This is a genomic window from Tsuneonella litorea (assembly GCF_025154015.1).
GTDB classification, from domain to species: Bacteria; Pseudomonadota; Alphaproteobacteria; order Sphingomonadales; family Sphingomonadaceae; genus Tsuneonella; species Tsuneonella litorea.
This window is the reverse complement of record NZ_JAOAMV010000002.1, coordinates 296,531-312,759: the sequence shown is the minus strand read 5'-3', so window position 1 is coordinate 312,759 and position 16,229 is coordinate 296,531. Positions and strand designations below refer to the sequence as shown.

The 16,229-nt window shown below is 68.1% G+C and carries 20 protein-coding genes; 6 read left to right on the top strand and 14 right to left on the bottom strand.

All coding sequences use genetic code 11. The features are described 5' to 3' along the window. Positions 1 to 57: 57 nt before the first annotated feature. A complete protein-coding gene (locus tag N0B51_RS04960) occupies positions 58 to 732 on the bottom strand; it encodes a DsbA family protein (RefSeq protein WP_259961134.1) in 675 nt (224 codons plus the stop codon). Then, complete coding sequence (locus tag N0B51_RS04955; RefSeq protein WP_375545930.1) at positions 729 to 1,277, bottom strand: DUF721 domain-containing protein; 549 nt, start codon at positions 1,275 to 1,277, stop codon at positions 729 to 731. Before N0B51_RS04955 ends, N0B51_RS04960 begins: the two co-directional genes overlap by 4 nt. 14 nt (positions 1,278 to 1,291) lie before the next feature. On the opposite strand from N0B51_RS04955, the gene N0B51_RS04950 reads away from it, so the two are divergent. Next, the gene (locus N0B51_RS04950; RefSeq protein WP_259961133.1) at positions 1,292 to 2,314 is read left to right on the top strand and encodes an A/G-specific adenine glycosylase; all 1,023 of its coding nucleotides are present in this window, start codon (positions 1,292 to 1,294) and stop codon (positions 2,312 to 2,314) included. On the opposite strand, the gene N0B51_RS04945 is transcribed toward N0B51_RS04950, so the two are convergent. After that, positions 2,311 to 2,532: a hypothetical protein gene (locus N0B51_RS04945; protein WP_259961132.1), complete on the bottom strand. Its 222-nt coding sequence runs from the start codon at positions 2,530 to 2,532 to the stop codon at positions 2,311 to 2,313. The genes N0B51_RS04950 and N0B51_RS04945 overlap by 4 nt on opposite strands. A 111-nt stretch (positions 2,533 to 2,643) precedes the next feature. On the opposite strand from N0B51_RS04945, the gene N0B51_RS04940 reads away from it, so the two are divergent. Genes N0B51_RS04940 through N0B51_RS04930 form a run of 3 tightly spaced genes read left to right on the top strand, consistent with a single transcriptional unit; the run spans position 2,644 to position 5,521 of the window. Further along, a complete protein-coding gene (locus tag N0B51_RS04940; protein WP_259961131.1) occupies positions 2,644 to 3,969 on the top strand; it encodes a serine hydrolase domain-containing protein in 1,326 nt (441 codons plus the stop codon). Further along, entirely contained in the window at positions 3,966 to 4,850 is an 885-nt protein-coding gene (gene nudC, locus N0B51_RS04935; RefSeq protein WP_259961130.1) for an NAD(+) diphosphatase, read from the top strand. Before N0B51_RS04940 ends, nudC begins: the two co-directional genes overlap by 4 nt. Continuing rightward, entirely contained in the window at positions 4,847 to 5,521 is a 675-nt protein-coding gene (locus N0B51_RS04930; protein ID WP_259961129.1) for a DsbA family oxidoreductase, read from the top strand. Before nudC ends, N0B51_RS04930 begins: the two co-directional genes overlap by 4 nt. 3 nt (positions 5,522 to 5,524) lie before the next feature. Here N0B51_RS04930 and N0B51_RS04925 read toward each other — a convergent pair whose 3' ends face one another. From N0B51_RS04925 to mgtE, 3 genes are all read right to left on the bottom strand, one after another. After that, positions 5,525 to 5,791 (bottom strand): hypothetical protein, encoded by a 267-nt coding sequence (locus tag N0B51_RS04925; protein ID WP_259961128.1) that lies wholly within the window; start codon positions 5,789 to 5,791, stop codon positions 5,525 to 5,527. A 78-nt stretch (positions 5,792 to 5,869) separates the two neighbouring features. Beyond that, the gene (locus N0B51_RS04920) at positions 5,870 to 6,262 is read right to left on the bottom strand and encodes a DUF1489 family protein (protein ID WP_259961127.1); all 393 of its coding nucleotides are present in this window, start codon (positions 6,260 to 6,262) and stop codon (positions 5,870 to 5,872) included. Between the two features lie 5 nt (positions 6,263 to 6,267). Further along, a complete protein-coding gene (mgtE, locus tag N0B51_RS04915; RefSeq protein WP_259961126.1) occupies positions 6,268 to 7,725 on the bottom strand; it encodes a magnesium transporter in 1,458 nt (485 codons plus the stop codon). Between the two features lie 98 nt (positions 7,726 to 7,823). Here mgtE and N0B51_RS04910 point away from each other — a divergent pair, with 98 nt between their 5' ends. Both N0B51_RS04910 and N0B51_RS04905 read left to right on the top strand, forming a co-directional pair. Next, positions 7,824 to 8,288 carry a peptidylprolyl isomerase gene (locus N0B51_RS04910; RefSeq protein WP_259961124.1) on the top strand — a complete coding sequence of 155 codons (465 nt, stop codon included), beginning with the start codon at positions 7,824 to 7,826 and terminating at the stop codon, positions 8,286 to 8,288. A gap of 25 nt (positions 8,289 to 8,313) precedes the next feature. Further along, a complete protein-coding gene (locus tag N0B51_RS04905; protein WP_259961123.1) occupies positions 8,314 to 9,210 on the top strand; it encodes an AraC family transcriptional regulator in 897 nt (298 codons plus the stop codon). Here the strand turns inward: N0B51_RS04905 and N0B51_RS04900 are convergent. The 8 genes from N0B51_RS04900 to N0B51_RS04865 all read right to left on the bottom strand — a co-directional run bounded on the left by N0B51_RS04900 (position 9,207) and on the right by N0B51_RS04865 (position 16,167). After that, positions 9,207 to 9,929: an EcsC family protein gene (locus tag N0B51_RS04900; protein WP_259961122.1), complete on the bottom strand. Its 723-nt coding sequence runs from the start codon at positions 9,927 to 9,929 to the stop codon at positions 9,207 to 9,209. The two genes, N0B51_RS04905 and N0B51_RS04900, sit on opposite strands and share 4 nt — an antisense overlap. 61 nt (positions 9,930 to 9,990) lie before the next feature. Continuing rightward, positions 9,991 to 10,872 carry a LysR substrate-binding domain-containing protein gene (locus N0B51_RS04895; RefSeq protein WP_259961121.1) on the bottom strand — a complete coding sequence of 294 codons (882 nt, stop codon included), beginning with the start codon at positions 10,870 to 10,872 and terminating at the stop codon, positions 9,991 to 9,993. Between the two features lie 74 nt (positions 10,873 to 10,946). Beyond that, positions 10,947 to 11,864 (bottom strand): hemolysin family protein, encoded by a 918-nt coding sequence (locus tag N0B51_RS04890; protein ID WP_259961120.1) that lies wholly within the window; start codon positions 11,862 to 11,864, stop codon positions 10,947 to 10,949. Between the two features lie 26 nt (positions 11,865 to 11,890). Continuing rightward, on the bottom strand, positions 11,891 to 12,373 hold the full coding sequence (ybeY, locus tag N0B51_RS04885) for an rRNA maturation RNase YbeY (protein ID WP_259961476.1): 483 nt from the start codon (positions 12,371 to 12,373) through the stop codon (positions 11,891 to 11,893). Beyond that, a complete protein-coding gene (locus N0B51_RS04880) occupies positions 12,370 to 13,392 on the bottom strand; it encodes a PhoH family protein (protein ID WP_259961119.1) in 1,023 nt (340 codons plus the stop codon). Before N0B51_RS04880 ends, ybeY begins: the two co-directional genes overlap by 4 nt. A gap of 86 nt (positions 13,393 to 13,478) precedes the next feature. Next, positions 13,479 to 14,822 (bottom strand): tRNA (N6-isopentenyl adenosine(37)-C2)-methylthiotransferase MiaB, encoded by a 1,344-nt coding sequence (gene miaB / locus N0B51_RS04875; RefSeq protein WP_259961118.1) that lies wholly within the window; start codon positions 14,820 to 14,822, stop codon positions 13,479 to 13,481. Between the two features lie 63 nt (positions 14,823 to 14,885). Beyond that, entirely contained in the window at positions 14,886 to 15,770 is an 885-nt protein-coding gene (locus N0B51_RS04870; RefSeq protein ID WP_259961117.1) for a lysophospholipid acyltransferase family protein, read from the bottom strand. Further along, positions 15,745 to 16,167, bottom strand: coding sequence for a Fur family transcriptional regulator (locus N0B51_RS04865; RefSeq protein ID WP_259961116.1), 423 nt, complete (start codon positions 16,165 to 16,167; stop codon positions 15,745 to 15,747). The genes N0B51_RS04870 and N0B51_RS04865 overlap by 26 nt, the downstream gene beginning before the upstream one ends. Positions 16,168 to 16,229: the final 62 nt, after the last annotated feature.

The following is a 16,229-nucleotide window of genomic DNA, read 5'->3' as shown; positions in this document are numbered from 1 at the left end:
GGTGAAGGAGCGGCGGGTCCGCCCGAGGGGGCTTTCCACAGCTAAGCCCCCGGATATTCAGAGGCGGGCGTCGAGCTGGGGCTGAAGCAGGCTCCACGAGTAGGTTCCCGCGAGCATGGTGCCGTCGATCGCGAAGCTGGGCGTGCTGCGGACGTTGAACTTTTCGTCGTCGGCCCGCGACTGCGCGGCGAGCCGCTTGGCCAGTGCCTCGTCGTTGAGGCAGCGGTCGATGGCGACCCGCTCGTATCCGCGGCCGGCCATGATTGTGTAGAAGCCGAGGTCGCTCGCGATGGCGCGGCGCCGGGCCGGGCCGGGGCCATTGTACCAGCGCGATTGCTGGCCATCGGTTGCCCGCTCGGCGATCGGCAGCCACCTGGGCTGGGCGAGGATCAGCGCCGCGTGGTTGCGCGGGAACCTGGCCGCCGGTCCGCAATTGGCGAGCATCGCCGCGGTCAGGTCGATGGGGTCGCGTACCACGTGGCGTATGTCGAGCTGCACCTTGCCGGTGGCGACATAGAGGTCGAGCGCGCCGCTGGCTTCCTGCGCGAAGTGGCCGCAGTGCGGGCAGGTGTAGCTGACGAACTCTGTCAGCTTCACCTTCGCCTGGGGGTTGCCGATCCTGTGGCCGCCACCCGCCGTGTCGACGACGGTCAGCCAGTTGGGCGTCGCGGCAAGTGCGGCCGTCGCCGCCAGCGCGGCGAATGCGGCCATGAACCAGCGGGCGAACGTCACGTATTGTCCTCCTTGCTCCCGAGCGAACGGGCGAGCGATTCGAGCACGGCGCGCAGCTCCGGGTCGCCGACATCGCGCAGCGACTCTCCGAGTTCGAGCGGAATGGGCTTGAGCGAAGGCGGAGCATCGGGACGTGCTTCGCCGCGCACCGTGGCTTTCGGGGCCTGAACCGCGCCTTGCCGCAGCTTCACTCTCGACACAGCCTTGTAACCGAAGAAGCGGTTCACCCGCTCCATGATCTCGGGGATCACGTGCTGGATGAGCGGCGCGTGCGCCGGCAGGACGACGAGCTGCAGGATGCCGTCGGCCTTCTCGCCGGGCGGAAAACGGATCGCCTCGGGCGTGCAGACCTTCGCGTGCGCTGCGCCCACGATCTCGGGCCAGCGGGTGACGACGCTCGACTGGACGAAGCCGAACCGGCGGAATGCCGTGCGCCCGACCTGCGGGGTCAGTTCGGCGATCGACTTCGCCGGCCCGCCGCGCGGCCGCGTGTACTGCTTCGCCTTGAGGGGTTTCGCTTCCCGTTCCATCGTCGGCGCGGCCATGCCATAGGCGCGCCATGAGCGCCAGCGAGGACAGCATACCGGGCCGACTGCTCGACTGGTACGATCGCCATGCGCGGGCGCTGCCATGGCGAAGTCCGCCCGGTTCACCGGCCCCGGACCCCTATCGCGTGTGGCTGTCGGAAGTGATGCTCCAGCAGACGACCACCGCCGCGGTCGCGCCCTACTATGCAAGGTTCCTCGAACGCTGGCCGACCGTCGATGCACTGGCCGCGGCCGACGACGCAGAGGTCATGGCTGCCTGGGCGGGGCTGGGATACTATTCGCGGGCGCGCAACCTGATCGCCGCGGCACGCGCAGTGGCCGCCCGCGGCGGGTTCCCCGACAGCGAAGGCGAACTGCGCGCGTTGCCGGGGGTTGGCATTTACATCGCAGCAGCCGTGGCGGCGATCGCGTTCGGCCGCCGCGCGGTCGTCGTCGATGCCAACGTCGAGCGTGTTGTCTCGCGCCTGTTCGCCATCTCCGCGCCGCTCCCCGGCGTGCGCGGCGAGATTCGGCGCTGGACGGACGCGATCACCCCCGCGTCGCGGGCCGGAGACTTCGCGCAGGCGATGATGGATCTCGGCGCGACGATCTGCACCCCGCGCGACCCGCGTTGCCTCCTTTGCCCCATATCGGGCGATTGCGCGGCGAGGGAGGAAGGCGAGCCCGCGCGCTATCCGGTCAGGGCGGCGAAGAAGGCCAAGCCGCTGCGAAGGGGCACCGCGTTCTGGGTCGAACGAAATGGCGCGGTCTGGCTGGTGCGGCGCCCGGGTGCCGGATTGCTCGGAGGGATGCGGGCGCTGCCTGACGACGGGTGGTCGGCCCGCGGCGACGGTGCCGGAGAGCGCCCGGGCGACTGGCGCGACGCAGGTGTCGTCCGCCACGGCTTCACCCATTTCGAGCTTGAACTTGCCGTGCGTGCCTCGCGGTCGGCCGAGCCGGTCGGTCCGGGCGAATGGTGGCCGGTCAGCGACCTCGAGGCGGCGGGCCTCCCGACGGTCTTCGCGAAGGCCGCGGTGCGGGCTCTCGCGGACTAGAGGATTCCACCGCCGAGCGAGAGGCGGATGACCGCGATCACGATCACCACGAGGCAGAAGTTCCGTCCGTGGTTGGAACGCGACAATGCACCGAGGCCGGCGCCGAGGATCGCGATCGGCAGGACGATCCAGTTGCCCCAGCCGAGCAGCGGGATCGCCGAAGGGATCGCGAGGACGAGGGCCACGAGGCCGAGCAGGATCGAGATGATGTTCAGCATGTGTCTTATATGCTTACCACACTGACCGGATGCAAGAGTGCGCGCAAGCCCGATTGACCGCGGCGGGCCAATGCCCCAAATCTCGAATTGAAACCGATTTTGGAGAGGTCGATGGCATTCCGGGAATTTGTGACGCCGCAGATGTCGCGGCGCGGGTTGTTGCGGTCGGGCGCGTGGCTCGGCGCTGGAGCGGCGCTGGGAGGGCTGCCGTTCGGGGCGACCGCCGTTCATGCCGCCGATTCGGCGCGCTGGCCCTCGGTCGCCCGGCTGGTCAACGACTACGTCTCGGCGCGCAAGGTCGCCACGATCGTCGCCGCGCTCGGCTGGGGGCAGCGGCCGCCCGAGGTGATCGCAGCGGGCACGCTGGCGCTCGGCCAGGCCGCGCCCGCGGGCGCGGACAGCCTGTTCCGCGTCTATTCCATGACCAAGCCGATCACCGGCATGGCGGCGATGATGTTGATCGAGGACGGCAGGCTCGGCCTCAACCAGCCGATAGCGGATTTCCTGCCCGCGTTTGCCAACATGATGGTGCAGAAGACCTACGATGGCTCACTGGCCGATCTCGAGCCCGCGAAGACCCCGATCACCGTGCGCCACCTGCTGACCCACACCGCGGGCCTCGGATACGGGATCATCCAGAAGGGCCCCATACGGCAGGCCTACATGGACGCGGGTTTGAGCGCCGGCCAGGCATCCAAGCTCAAACTGCCCCAGTTCTCCGGCGCGCCGAGCGCGTCCAGCCTTGCCGACTTCGCCGATCGGCTCGCGAAGCTGCCGCTGGTCTACCAGCCGGGCACGCACTGGTCGTATTCGGTCAGCCTCGACCTGCTCGGTCGGGTGATCGAGGTCGCGAGCGACACTCCCTTTGACGTCTTTCTCAAGACCCGCCTGTTCGAGCCCGCGGGCATGACCAGCAGCTTTTTCGAAGTACCCGCGAGCGAGACCGGACGGCTCACTACGAACTATTTCCGGGTGGGCGAGACGCTGATGCCGATCGATCCGGGCAACAACTCGATCTTCGCCGAGGAGCCGCCGTTTCCGATGGGCGGTTCGGGCCTGGTGATGTCGGCCAATGACTACGACCGGTTCCTGCGTATGCTGGTGGGCTATGGCAGCATCGATGGAACGCGGGTGATGAGCGAACCGGCGGTTCGTGTGGGCACGTCGAACCTGCTGCCCGAAGGCGTGAAGACCGCGGGCACCTTTGCCGATGGATCGGGGTTCGGGGCCGGCGGCCGCGTCGGACTTGGCGCACAAGCGGGCACCTTCGGTTGGGGCGGGGCCGCCGGCACCGCAGCCTTCGTCGACTTGCACCGCGGCCTGCGGGCGACCCTGATGACGCAGTACATGCCTTCGGACGCCTATGGCATGACGGCAGAGTTCACCCGGGCCGTGCTGTCCGACCTGGCGGCGATGCCGGGACGCGCCGCGGCGTGATCGCATTCGGCGGCTCTCCGCTCGACCGGGCCGACCACCTGCGCAGCGATCCTGGCGCACTGGCGGCCGCGATGGACTGGCGGGCGCGACTGCTGCGGCTGGACGGTCTTCTGCCGACGTTCGATCCCGATAGCGGCGGGCTGGGATGGGGCAGCCTGGCGGAGGCGCCCGACGGGTGCGATCTCGTTTTCCTCGGCTTGCTTGACGGCAAGGCCTGCTTCGCCCCCGTGCCCGAACGGGGCGCCGAAGGCCCGGCCTACGCGCAGCCGCAAATCTGGCAGGCGATGCAGGTGCTCTCGCCCCAGGACCTGGCAATCTATGGCGGCGCGCGCAGCCTGGTGGACTGGCACGCCCGCCATCGCTTCTGCGCGCGGTGCGGCGGGCGCACGAAAATCGCCAAGGGCGGCTGGCAGCGCGACTGCCCCGAATGCGGCGCGGCGCATTTTCCGCGCACCGACCCTGTCACGATCATGCTCGTGGAGCACGACGGTCCGCTCGGCAAGCGGCTCCTGCTTGGTCGGCAGCCGCGTTTTCCGCCGCGGATGTTCTCGGCCCTGGCTGGTTTCGTCGAACCAGGCGAGACGATCGAGGAAGCCGTGGCGCGCGAAGTGCTCGAAGAAGCGGGCGTCCGGGTGCGCGACGTGCGCTACATCGCCAGCCAGCCGTGGCCGTTCCCGAGCCAGCTGATGATCGGCTGCCACGCAGTCGCCGAGGACGACGCGATCACCATCGACGAGACTGAGCTCGAGGACGCGCGCTGGTTCACCCACGAGGAACTGCTCGCGGCGCGCGATGCTGGCGCCGACGGGACCGAAGCGTTGATCTTTCCCCGCTCCTTCGCGATCGCGCACCACCTCGTGCAATGGTGGCTCGACCGGTGAGCGAAAAGGTTACCATCGACATCTGGTCCGACGTCATGTGCCCGTGGTGCGTGATCGGCTACAAGAACCTCGAGGCGGCGCTGGCGAAGCTGGAGGGCGAGATCGAGGCGGAAATCCGCTGGCTCCCCTTCGAGCTCAACCCGGACATGGGCCCGGAAGGCGAAGAGAGCACCGCGCACATCGCGCGCAAGTACGGTCGCACGCCCGAACAGGCGGCCGCGGGGCGGGCAATGATGGCGCAGCGCGCGGCGGAGGCGGGCTTTTCGTTCGACTATTCGGGCGAGGGTGACCCGCCGCCGGCCATGCTGTGGAACACATTCGACGCCCACAAGCTGCTCAAGTGGGCGCTCGAGGCCGAGGGAGCCGCGGCGCAGACCCGATTGAAGCTCGCGCTGTTCGCGGCGCACTTCCAGCAGCGGCGCAACGTGGGGCAGCGCGACGTCCTGCTCGACGTCGCCGAGCAGCAGGGCTTCGACCGCGCGGCGGCTGCGGCGGGAATCGACGACGAACGGATTGCCGCCGAGGTCCGCGCCGAGGAGCGCTTGGCGTGGGACAACAACGTCACCGGCGTTCCGGCGATGGTGATCGACGGCAGGTTCATGGTTCCGGGCGCCCAGGGGGCGGAAACCTACGTCGATGTCCTGCGCAAGGTCGTCGCGCGGCGCGGCTGATTGCTAGCGCGAAGGGCTGGAGCCCCCGCCGACCATGTGTTCGACCGTCTTGGGGCCCTTGCGGGCGTCTTCTTGCGGGTTGTCCGATCCGGTCACGGTCTCGACCTCGTCGCCTTCGAGCTTGCCTTGCGCCGTTTTCTCGTCGGCGCGAGAGCCGACCCGGCGGTTGACTTCGCCCCCGGCGCTGCTGCCTTGCACGCCGGGCACGCTATCCTTCTGCGCCTGGTCGATGATATCGTTGTCTGGGTGGCGCGATTGGCGTTCTGGCATGGCAGTTCTCCTTCCCTGACCGAACGAGGCGCGGCGCCTGGATGTTCCGGCTTCATGGGATTGCCGCGCTTCGGCGCGTCAGATCAGTCCCAGCTTGGTCAACCGGCCTGCCAGCCGTCCGGGGATGGCGTCGCTCGGCTCCTCCCCTTCTTCCAGGTCACGGGGCGCGTTCCTTTCCTCGAGGTAGCGCCAGCCCTGGTGGGCGCGCTTGTGCTTGGGCTGGACGAGCACGAGCCGGGGCGCGAGGCGGATTGTCCAGTGACCGTCCTTGCGCTGCTCGAACCCCAGGATCTCGCACCGCGCGACGATCGCGTGATCCATGATCCAGTAGAGCGACCCGCCGATCATTTCCGCGTGGCGAGTGGGGCGATAGCGGGTGCGCATATGCGCCTCGTCGCCGGCCTCGACCCACGCGCGCAGCGAATCGATGCTCTTCGAGCGGTAGGCGATCTTGGTCATGCTGAGCGGCATGGGCGTCAGCCCGCCAGCCCGGTCGCCACCGCCAGGCCGAGGAACGCGAAGAAGCCCATCGAATCGGTGATCATCGTCACGAAGACGCTCGAGGCGACCGCGGGATCCTGGTCGAGCCGTTCGAAGATCACCGGCACCGCCACGCCCGCCAGTCCCGCGACGACGATGTTGATGACCATCGCAGCGGCGATGACCGCGCCGAGTTGGGGCGTGAACAGCAGCGCGACAGCAACGCCGATCAGCACGGCCACCGTGGTCCCGTTGAGCATGGCGACGCGCATCTCGCGCCAGATCATCCGCCGGGTGTTGGCGCGGGTGAGCTGGTTCATCGCGATGGCGCGCACGGTGACCGCCATCGTCTGCGTCCCCGCGTTGCCGCCGATGCTGGCGACGATCGGCATCAGCACGGCCAGCGCCACCAGCTGTTCGATTGCCGCACCGAACAGCGCGATGATCGCGCTCGCCACGACCGCCGTGCCGAGGTTGGCGACCAGCCAGCGCACGCGGGCGACATAGGCCTCGCGGATCGGTTCGTTGATGTCGCCATCGCCGGCGCCGGACAGCAGCAGAACGTCCTCGCCGGCTTCCTCGGACACGATGTGGACCACGTCGTCGGCGGTCATCTGGCCGACGAGCCGCCCGTTCTCGTCGATCACCGCGGCCGAAATCAGCGCGTATTTCTGGAACATGTTGCCGACCTCTTCCTGGTCCATCGTGACCGGGATGAGGGTCTGGTCGCGCTTCATGACCTCGACGAGGGGGGTCGCGCGGGGCGTGCGCATGATCCACGACAGCTGGCAGGTGCCGACCGGCTTGTGCGCGAGGTCGACGATGAAGACCTCCCAGAACTCGGTCGGCAGGTCGTCCTGCTCCGCGTCGCGGAGGTAGTCGATGAGGTCGCCGACCGTCAGGTGCTCGGGCACCGCGACGAAATCGCGGCTCATCAGGCGCCCGGCGGTTTCCTCCGGATAGGCCAGCGCGCTCTCGATGGCGGCGCGGTCCTCTGGCTCCATCTCGGCGAGAATCGCGGCCTGTTCGGCAGGCTCGAGGTCCTCGATCAGCTGGACCGCGTCGTCGGTATCGAGCTGCTCGGCAATCTCGGCGACGGCCTCGGGGCCGAGTGCCTCCATCATGTCGTCGCGGACGTGGTCGTTCAGCTCGGCGATGACCTCGCCGGTCATCAGGTCCGGAATGGCGGCGGCAAGGAGTGGGCGGTCGTCCGAATCGAGCAGTTCGAAAAGGTCGGCGACGTCGGCCGGATGAAGCGGCTCGACCAGTTCGTGAACGAGCGCCGGGTCGTCTTCGTCGAGCGCGGCGACGACGCTGCGCAGGTATTCCGGTTTCAGCCGGTTGTCCTCGTCGTGGCGCTCGTCGTCGACGCGGTCGTCGGGCCGGTCGTCGGCCTGGGCGGCCTCGTCGCCAGCGCGCATCGCTTCGTCTTCGAGGGTGGTCTCGTCCGCCATGCGCGTGGCCTTAGGCGCGAGACAGCGAAACGCAAGCCGGCGGGTGACTTCGCCGCGATCCTCCTTATATCGGCCCCGATTCGATCAAGGAGACACCGATGGCCGCCGACACACTTACCTTCACCCTCGACACCGGCAACGGGGAGGGCGGCGACGTCGTCATCAAGCTGCGGCCCGACCTTGCTCCGAACCATGTCGAGCGCATCACCGAGCTCGCCAACGAGGGATTCTACGACGGCGTGGTGTTCCACCGGGTGATCCCCGGCTTCATGGCGCAGGGCGGCGATCCGACCGGCACCGGCATGAGCGGCAGCGACAAGCCCGATCTCAAGCAGGAGTTCAACGCCGAACCGCACGTGCGCGGCACCTGCTCGATGGCGCGGACCAACAATCCCGACAGCGCGAACAGCCAGTTCTTCATCTGCTTCGACGATGCGCGGTTCCTCGACCGCCAGTACACCGTCTGGGGCCAGGTCGAGAGCGGGATGGAGCACATCGACGCGCTGCCCAAGGGCGAGCCGCCGCGCGAACCCGGCAAGATCGTCAAGGCCACCGTAGGCTGACACCGCAAGGCCGGAAAGGTTCTCGGTGAAAGGGTCGCACACCACCGAACCGCAGATGCGCTACTGGCAACCGGCTCCCGCGCTGCGGGCGCTGGTCAGTGGCTACCATCTGTATCGGATCGGCTCCTCGGTCGGGGAGCCGCAGACCGACGCATTCCAACCCGCGGGTGCGATCCTGCGGTTTACCCTGGGTAAGCCCGGGAACTGGTGCGTGCAGCCGCCGCGGGGCTCATGGCAGGCGGTTCCACCGGTCGCGCTGTTCGGCCCATCGAGCGGGATCACCTGGTCGCGCAGCGGCCCCGGACAGACGATCGGGGTCGGAATCCTGCCGCGCGGCTGGGCGCGGCTGTCGCGGGTCCCGGCTTCCGAGTGGACCGATCGCGTCGCTGAGCCGGGTGAGGCTCTGCGCATCGACACGACCGCGCTCGCGCGCGCGCTCGAGGCAGCGGCGGACGACGACGATGCGATCCCGGCCATCCTCGATGCGGCACTCGTTGCGGCCATGCCCTGGCCCAGCCGCAACGAGGACGTCATCGCCGCGTTCGAGGAGGCCCTGCTCGAACGCGGAATATCGAAGGTCGAGGAACTGGCGCGCCGCATCGGCAGGCCGCGCCACACGACAGAGCGGCTGGCCAAGCGGATTTTCGGATTTCCGCCCAAGCTGCTGATCCGCCGCGCGCGATTCCTGCGTTCGCTTCATGCGCTGGGCGAATGCGGGGCAAACAGCCCATCGGGCAGCGCCCGGGCGATCGACTATGGCTATACCGATTATTCGCACTTCATCCGCGATGCCCACGGCTTTCTCGGCATGAGCCCGCAAGCTTTTCTGAAAATGGACAATCCGCTGTTGCGGCAGTCGCTGGCGCTGCGCAAGAAGGTGCTCGGCGCGCCAGCGCAGGCGCTGGCGAGAGGCCGCGACTAGCCTCCCGCGCGAAGCCGCCTTTCCTGGAAGGCGAACCGGGCGGCTTTCGATACGTCCGACTGGAACGAGCGGTTGACCATCAGACCCACCGCCGAACCTGCCAGCGGAACGACCATCCCGATCCGCCTGCGGAAGGTGGCAAGGGCCATCGCGCGGCTGATCCGCTCCACTGCCGCATCGACCATCGGCGTGGCCGCGTCACCCGTCACGGGCCTCAACGACCCGTCGTCGGCGATCGCGGCCTCGATCCCGGCGATGCGCTCTGCGCGCAAGTCGGGATCATCGAGCGCAGCAAGTTCGAGGATCTGGAGGCGGAACAGCTTTTCCGCCTCGCCAAGGCCGGCATAACCAAAGGCACGGCCGGTATCGCGGATGTTGCGCAGCGCGATCGCGATGGACGCAGGAATGTCCAGGCCGGCCGAGATCGCCCCGCCGAAGCCGGCTGCCGCGCCCGTCGCGCCATTGACCGTCTTGGCCAGCCGCTCCACCTTCTCCGCCGCCTCGCGGGCGGCTGCAATGTCGGCCGGATCGTGCCGCATCCGGGCGAGGGCTGGGGTCCCCGCTGCCGCATCGATGCCCTTGACCACCGCCTGCACGAGCGCGTTCGGGACGACGCTGGCGAGAGCCTTGCCGAACGGATTGGTCAGCCGCTCGATGCCGCGCCCCAGGCGCGATGGCCTGGCCTTGCGAAAGGCGTCCTGTTCCTTGCGAATATCCACACGCGTGCTCCTGACTGTCGAACCGGATAAACACGCGAGAATGGCGGCGCGTTCCGCCGGATCAGAGGTTCGCGGTGATCAGCCATTCATGGAACAGCCGCACCGGGCGCTGTTCGAGATCGCGCGGGCGGCAGACGAACCAGTACGAATAGGGGCTGGCGACATCGACGTCGAACAGGCGTTCCAGGCGCTTGTCGCGCGTGCGCTTGAAATGATCGTCGTGCATGATCGCGATACCCAGGCCCTGCGCGGCCGCCTCGAGGATGAGCTGGCCGGAATCGTAGTGGTCGATCGCGGCGGGCTCGAACTGCTTGAGGCCCATCGCCTCGCGCCAGGCGACGAAACTGTCGGGCAGTTCGTTATGGACGAGGAAGGTCTGGCTCGCGAGTTTCCGGGCGTCGGGTTCCGGGCCGACCTCTCGCGCCACCTCGGGCGAGGCGATCGCGTAGACGAGGTTGTGGTCGAGCCGCACGGCGTGGAGCGACGAATCGGGTTTCTGCATGAGCACGATCGCCGCGTCGAGCGTGTCTCCGACCCGGTCGAGCAGGTGCGGACCTGTATCGATGTCGATGTGCAGGCGCGGGTGCAGCTTGCGCAGTTCGGGAAGGCGGGGGAACAGGCGCTGTCCCCCGAACAGCGGAAGCACGCCGAGGTGCAGCCGCATCAGCCCGACCTTGTCGGACTGCGATTCGACGGCTGCCGCGAGCGCCTCGATATGGGGGGCGACAGCATCGTGGAACGCGCGCCCGTCGTCGGTCAGCTGCATCGCCTGGTGCGCGCGAGTGAACAGTTTCTTGCCGACGAACTCCTCGAGCGTGCCGATCCGCCGCGACAGCGCCGAGGGACTCAGCCCAAGTTCGGTCGCCGCGGCCCGCGCCGATCCGAGGCGCACGACGCGCAGGAACGCCTCGAGCGCGCGCAGGGGAGGAAGGCGGCGGGTCATCTAGCGCGAAGATGCGTATTGCCGCAGACCTTGTCGAGAAGGATTTTTCCGCAGGTGCGAAGAAAAGTGCGCACTCACTCCTCCGGCTGGGTTCCCTCCGGCGGGTGCAGCCGCAGCCGTTTGACGTGGGTCTCGTCCGCATCTGTGACCTCGATGCGCCAGCCGCTGGAATGGGTGAGCACGGTCCCGACCGTGGGCACCGCCTCCGCCAGCACGAAGGCCAGGCCGCCGAGCGTATCGACCGCTTCCTCGACCTCGGCGAGTGCGGGATCGATCCGCCGGGCGACGTCCTCCAGTTCGGCGCGGGCGTCGCAATCCCACATCCCGCCGGGCAGGGCGACGATCCACTCGGGTTCCTCGTCGTCGTGCTCGTCCTCGATCTCGCCGACGATTTCCTCGACCAGATCCTCGATCGTGATGATCCCGTCGGTGCCCGAATACTCGTCGACGACGACCGCGAGGTGCACGCGGTTCAGGCGCATGTCCGCCAGCACGTCGAGCGCGTTGCGGGCCTGCGGCACGAACAGTGGCTGGCGCATGAGGGTTGTCCAATCCGCAGGGGGCTGGGCGCCGGTGGCGATGATCGGGAAGACATCCTTGATGTGCATCATGCCGATCACGGTATCGAGCGTGTCGCGGTAGATCGGCAGGCGCGAATGGCCGTGCTCGGCAAAGGCGGCGACGACTTCGTCCCAGCTCGCCGCCGCGCTGAGCGCGATGATCTCGCCGCGGGGGATCGCGACGTCGTCGGCATCGTGTTCGGAGAAGTGGAGCAGGTTGCGCAGCATCTGCCGCTCGACCGGCGACAGGTCGCCGTTGAGGGTGACCTGCTCGCCTTCCTCGCCTTGCGCGGCATCGTGCTCGTCGATCGCGTCCTCGAGCTGTTCGCGCAAGGAGCGTTCGCCGTCGTCGGTTTCGAAGAACTTGCGGATCGCGAGCCAGAGCCCGCGGTTACTGTCCGCTTCTCCCGTTTGGGAATCTGTGTCGGGCATGGCCCTGTCGTAAAACCCTTTGTGGTTCAGCCGTTCCCATATGGATTGCCAATGCCCATCGATGCAAGCGCCTTCACTTCGAGCGCCTCCATCGCATCGGCCTGGGTTTCCTCGACGTGATCGTGCCCGGCAAGGTGCAACAGGCCGTGGACCACGAGGTGCGCGGCATGGTCTTCGACCGAAACCGCCTTTTCTTCCGCTTCGCGCCGGCAGGTATCCCAGGCCAGCGCGATGTCGCCAAGCAACTCCGGAGGCCCGTTGTCGCCGAGGTCGAGCAAGTCCTCGCGGTCGAGCATCGGGAACGACAGGACGTTGGTCGGCTTGTCCTTCCCCCGCCATTCGCGATTGAGCGCATGGACTTCGTCGTCATTCGTGAACAGAATGCTGGCGGACAGCCGGTCATTGGCGAGTTCGGGCGCCGCCGCCTCCGCGGCTTCGCGCGCGCGTTCGGCGAGGGCCGCCCAGTCCGCCGGGCCGGGCCAGCCGTCCACCTCGATGTCGAGTGTCAGGAGGAAGGCCCTTCGTAGGCCTCGACGATCCGCCCGACGATCGGGTGGCGGACCACGTCGGCGGCGGTGAACCGGCTGACTGCGATGCCATCCACCCCCTCTAGCTTCTCGACCGCATCGGCAAGGCCGCTCATCCGGTCGCCGCCCGGAATGTCGACCTGGCGCGGATCGCCGCACACGACCATCCGGCTGTTCTGTCCGAAGCGGGTGAGGAACATCTTCATCTGCTCGCGGGTGGTGTTCTGCGCCTCGTCGAGAATGACGAAGGCATCGCTCAGCGTGCGGCCGCGCATGAACGCGATCGGGGCGACCTCGATCACGCCGCTCGCGAGATGCCGTTCGACCTGTTCGGGCGGCATGCAATCGTAAAGCGCGTCGTAGAGCGGGCGCAGGTAGGGGTCGACCTTGTCCTTCATGTCGCCGGGCAGGAAGCCCAGCTTTTCGCCCGCCTCCACCGCCGGACGCGACAGGATCAGTCGCTGCACGCTGCCGGTGATCAGCTGGCTGACCGCCTGCGCCACCGCGAGATAGGTCTTGCCGGTGCCGGCTGGACCGAGCGCGAAGATGATGTCCTCGCGCGCGATCTGCTGCATGTAGGGGATCTGGCCGGGGCTGCGCGGGACGATGGTCTTGCGGCGCGTGCGGATCATCACCGGCGGGGCTTCCCCGCCGCCGCGGACGATTCCTTCCAGCGTGGGTTCGACCGACATCGCGATCAGTCCCTCGATCGCGCCGGCGTCGAGTTCCTGGCCCGTCGCCAGCCGGTCGTACATCGCCTTGAGCGTGTCGCGGGCACGGGCCACCGAATCCTCGCTCCCCTCGATCTGGACCCGGTCACCGCGGGCCGAGATGAACACCCCAAGGCGGTTTTCGACCTGCACCAGGTTGGCGTCGAACTGGCCGAAGAGCGGGCCGAGCAGGCTCTGGTCCTCGAAGGTGATCTCGCTGCGCGCGCGGCGTGGAGGCGTCGCAGCGGGAAGGGGAATGGCGCTCGTCGCGCGGGCAGGTTTGCGGGCCATGCGCTCCTTTCGGGTGTGCGAGTCGAAAGATGTGGTCGCCGGCGCCGATAGGCAAGGCGCAGCGTCGCGCGCGGTGGTGGAAAACCTCAGGCCGCGACGCGCTCCACGACCCGCGCGGCGAGCGAATTGGGGCCGGCTTCGACCAGGTCCACCTCGACGAGGTCGCCGATCGCATGGTCCCCTTCGAACCAGACCGACTGCAACCAGGGCGACTTGCCGAGCCACTGACCCGCCTTCTTGCCCTTGCGTTCGACGAGGACGGCGCAGCGCCTGCCCACCGACGCGGCGTTGAAAGCCGCCTGGTCGCGGTTAAGCGCGGCCTGGAGGCGCTGAAGCCGCTCGTCCATGATCTCGGGTGCTACCTGCCCTTCCATCGTCGCCGCGGGCGTGCCGGGGCGGGGCGAGTACTTGAAGCTGAAGCACTGTGCATATCCCACCGCATCGACGAGGCGCAGCGTGTCCTCGAACTCGGCGTCGGTCTCGCCCGGGAAACCGACGATGAAATCGCCCGAGATGGCGATGTCGGGCCGGGCTGCCCGGAATCGGTCGAGCAGGCGCAGGTATTCGCCCGCGGTATGGCTGCGGTTCATCGCCTTCAGCACCCGGTCCGAGCCGCTCTGCACCGGCAGGTGCAGGAACGGCATCAGCTTTTCGACCTCGCCGTGCGCGGCGATCAACCCGTCGGTCACGTCCGAAGGATGGCTCGTGGTGTAGCGGATGCGGGCAAGGCCGGGCAGCTCGGCGAGCGCGCGGATGAGGCCATCGAGGCCGATCGCGCGCCCCTTGTCGTCGGTTCCGCTCCACGCGTTCACGTTCTGCCCGAGCAGGGTGATCTCGCGCGCGCCGGCTTCAACCAGCCTTTCAGCTTCCGCCGTCAAATCGTTGAATGGGCGTGATATTTCTGCGCCGCGCGTATAGGGCACGACACAATAGGTGCAGAACTTGTCGCACCCTTCCTGAACCGTCAGGAAGGCGCTCGGTCCGATCCGCCTACGCGCCGGAAGGCTGTCGAACTTGGCGATCGCGGGCATGTCGGTATCGGTCGTCCGCTCGCCTCGCGCGGCCTTCGCGAGCATTTCCGGCAAATGGTGGTAGGCCTGGGGGCCGACCACCATGCTGACCGCGGGCGCGCGCGCCATGATCTCTTCGCCTTCGGCCTGCGCCACGCAGCCGGCGACCGCGATCAGCGGCTTCCTGCCGGCCTGCTCTCCCGACTTCACGATCCGGCCGATGTCCGAATAGACTTTCTCGGACGCCTTTTCGCGGATGTGGCAGGTGTTGAGAACGACGAGGTCGGCGTCCTCACCCTCGGGCGCGGGCGCGATGCCCTGCGCGGAAAGCAGTTCGCCCATCCGCTCACCGTCGTAGACGTTCATCTGGCAGCCGAAGCTCTTGACCCGGAAGGTCCTGGGGGGCGGAGTGATGCGCATGGGCGCGGCCCTATAGCGACTTTCGCGTCCGCGGCAAAACCCCGCGGCTCGACGGAATGCGGATCAACGCGTGTCCGGGTCGAGCGGGGCGTTGTAGCGCACCGGAACCACGTCGTGGCGGAACGTGCGCAGCGGCTTGCCCAGCGCGGTGAGCAGCGCGGCTTCGATCGCGGCGCGGGCGCGGGCGCCGATCGCCTTGCGCCCGTGGAAGTCCTCCGGGCTGAAGGGCTCGAGGAAGTGGATCCGCACCGCGAAGGTCCCCTTGCGCGCCATCACGCGCCTTGCATTGTTGAGTCCGCTCTCGTCGCCGATCCAGCCGATCCACTCGCCGATCGCGCCGTAATCCAGCAGCACAGGTTGGACGAGCACGCCCGGCGGCGGGGGTTCGAGCACGCTCAGCATGCTGGTCTTGAACGGCAGCAGGCTCTGGTTGTCGGTCGTGGTGCCCTCGGGAAAGACGGTGACCGACCAGTTGTCGGCCAGCGCCTCGCGCAGGGCGTTGATCTGTTCGGCCACGCCGAGCCGGTTCTCTCGCTGAACGTAGACCGTGCGGTTGAGGCCGCACAGCCAACCGATCACCGGCACCTGGCTGAGTTCGTGCTTGGCGACGAACGCCGTCCCGCTCGCCCCGGCAAGCGCGAGAATGTCGATCCACGACACATGATTGGCGATGAAGAAGACGTCGCGCCGCAGCGGCGTGCCGATCGTCTGGACCCGCGCGCCGACGATCCTCGCGGTCCACCGCAGGAACAACATGGGGAAGGGCGACCCGTACGCGAAGACCCGGAAGATGAAGTGCAGCGGCACCAGGATCGCGAGGATCGCGACGATCGCGGCCAGCCGCACAATGATGCGCAGTTTTCCGGCGAGCGGGATCGGGGTCGTTTCGCCGCGGGCGGCGGCTTCGCGCAAGCCGGCTTCGTCAGCCGTCGCGGTCGATCCGGACACCGTAGAGTTCCATCCGGTGATCGACGAGCCGGTAGCCCAGCTTCTCGGCGATCTGGCGCTGGAGCGCCTCGAGCTCGGGATCGACGAACTCGACCACCTTGCCGGTTTCGACGTCGATCAGGTGATCGTGATGCGCCTCGGGCGCGGCCTCGTAGCGCGCGCGGCCGTCCCCGAAATCGTGGCGGTCGAGGATGCCGGCCTCCTCGAAGAGGCGGACCGTGCGGTACACGGTGGCAATCGAGATGCCCGGGTCGATCTCGGCAGCGCGCTTGTGCACCTGTTCGACGTCGGGGTGATCCTCGCTGTTGGACAGCACCTGCGCGATGACCCGGCGCTGCTCGGTTATCCGGAGGCCGCGTTCGGCGCAGAGCGCCTCGAGATCGATGGTCTGGTGCAAGCCTGGCTCCGCGTGAAGTCGTCGCCCCGCAACCTAGGGCTGCGGGGCGCAACTGCCAAGTG

Excerpts from the sequence above, each read along its gene's own strand:
- N0B51_RS04950 (WP_259961133.1), top strand. The coding sequence starts at position 1,292 with ATGAGCGCCAGCGAGGACAGCATACCGGGCCGACTGCTCGACTGGTAC.
- N0B51_RS04895 (WP_259961121.1), bottom strand. The coding sequence starts at position 10,872 with ATGACCCGCCGCCTTCCTCCCCTGCGCGCGCTCGAGGCGTTCCTGCGC.
- N0B51_RS04910 (WP_259961124.1), top strand. The coding sequence starts at position 7,824 with ATGGCCGCCGACACACTTACCTTCACCCTCGACACCGGCAACGGGGAG.
- N0B51_RS04890 (WP_259961120.1), bottom strand. The coding sequence starts at position 11,864 with ATGCCCGACACAGATTCCCAAACGGGAGAAGCGGACAGTAACCGCGGG.
- N0B51_RS04880 (WP_259961119.1), bottom strand. The coding sequence starts at position 13,392 with ATGGCCCGCAAACCTGCCCGCGCGACGAGCGCCATTCCCCTTCCCGCT.
- N0B51_RS04945 (WP_259961132.1), bottom strand. The coding sequence starts at position 2,532 with ATGCTGAACATCATCTCGATCCTGCTCGGCCTCGTGGCCCTCGTCCTC.
- N0B51_RS04920 (WP_259961127.1), bottom strand. The coding sequence starts at position 6,262 with ATGCCGCTCAGCATGACCAAGATCGCCTACCGCTCGAAGAGCATCGAT.
- mgtE (WP_259961126.1), bottom strand. The coding sequence starts at position 7,725 with ATGGCGGACGAGACCACCCTCGAAGACGAAGCGATGCGCGCTGGCGAC.
- N0B51_RS04955 (WP_375545930.1), bottom strand. The coding sequence starts at position 1,277 with ATGGCCGCGCCGACGATGGAACGGGAAGCGAAACCCCTCAAGGCGAAG.
- miaB (WP_259961118.1), bottom strand. The coding sequence starts at position 14,822 with ATGCGCATCACTCCGCCCCCCAGGACCTTCCGGGTCAAGAGCTTCGGC.
- N0B51_RS04925 (WP_259961128.1), bottom strand. The coding sequence starts at position 5,791 with ATGCCAGAACGCCAATCGCGCCACCCAGACAACGATATCATCGACCAG.
- N0B51_RS04940 (WP_259961131.1), top strand. The coding sequence starts at position 2,644 with ATGGCATTCCGGGAATTTGTGACGCCGCAGATGTCGCGGCGCGGGTTG.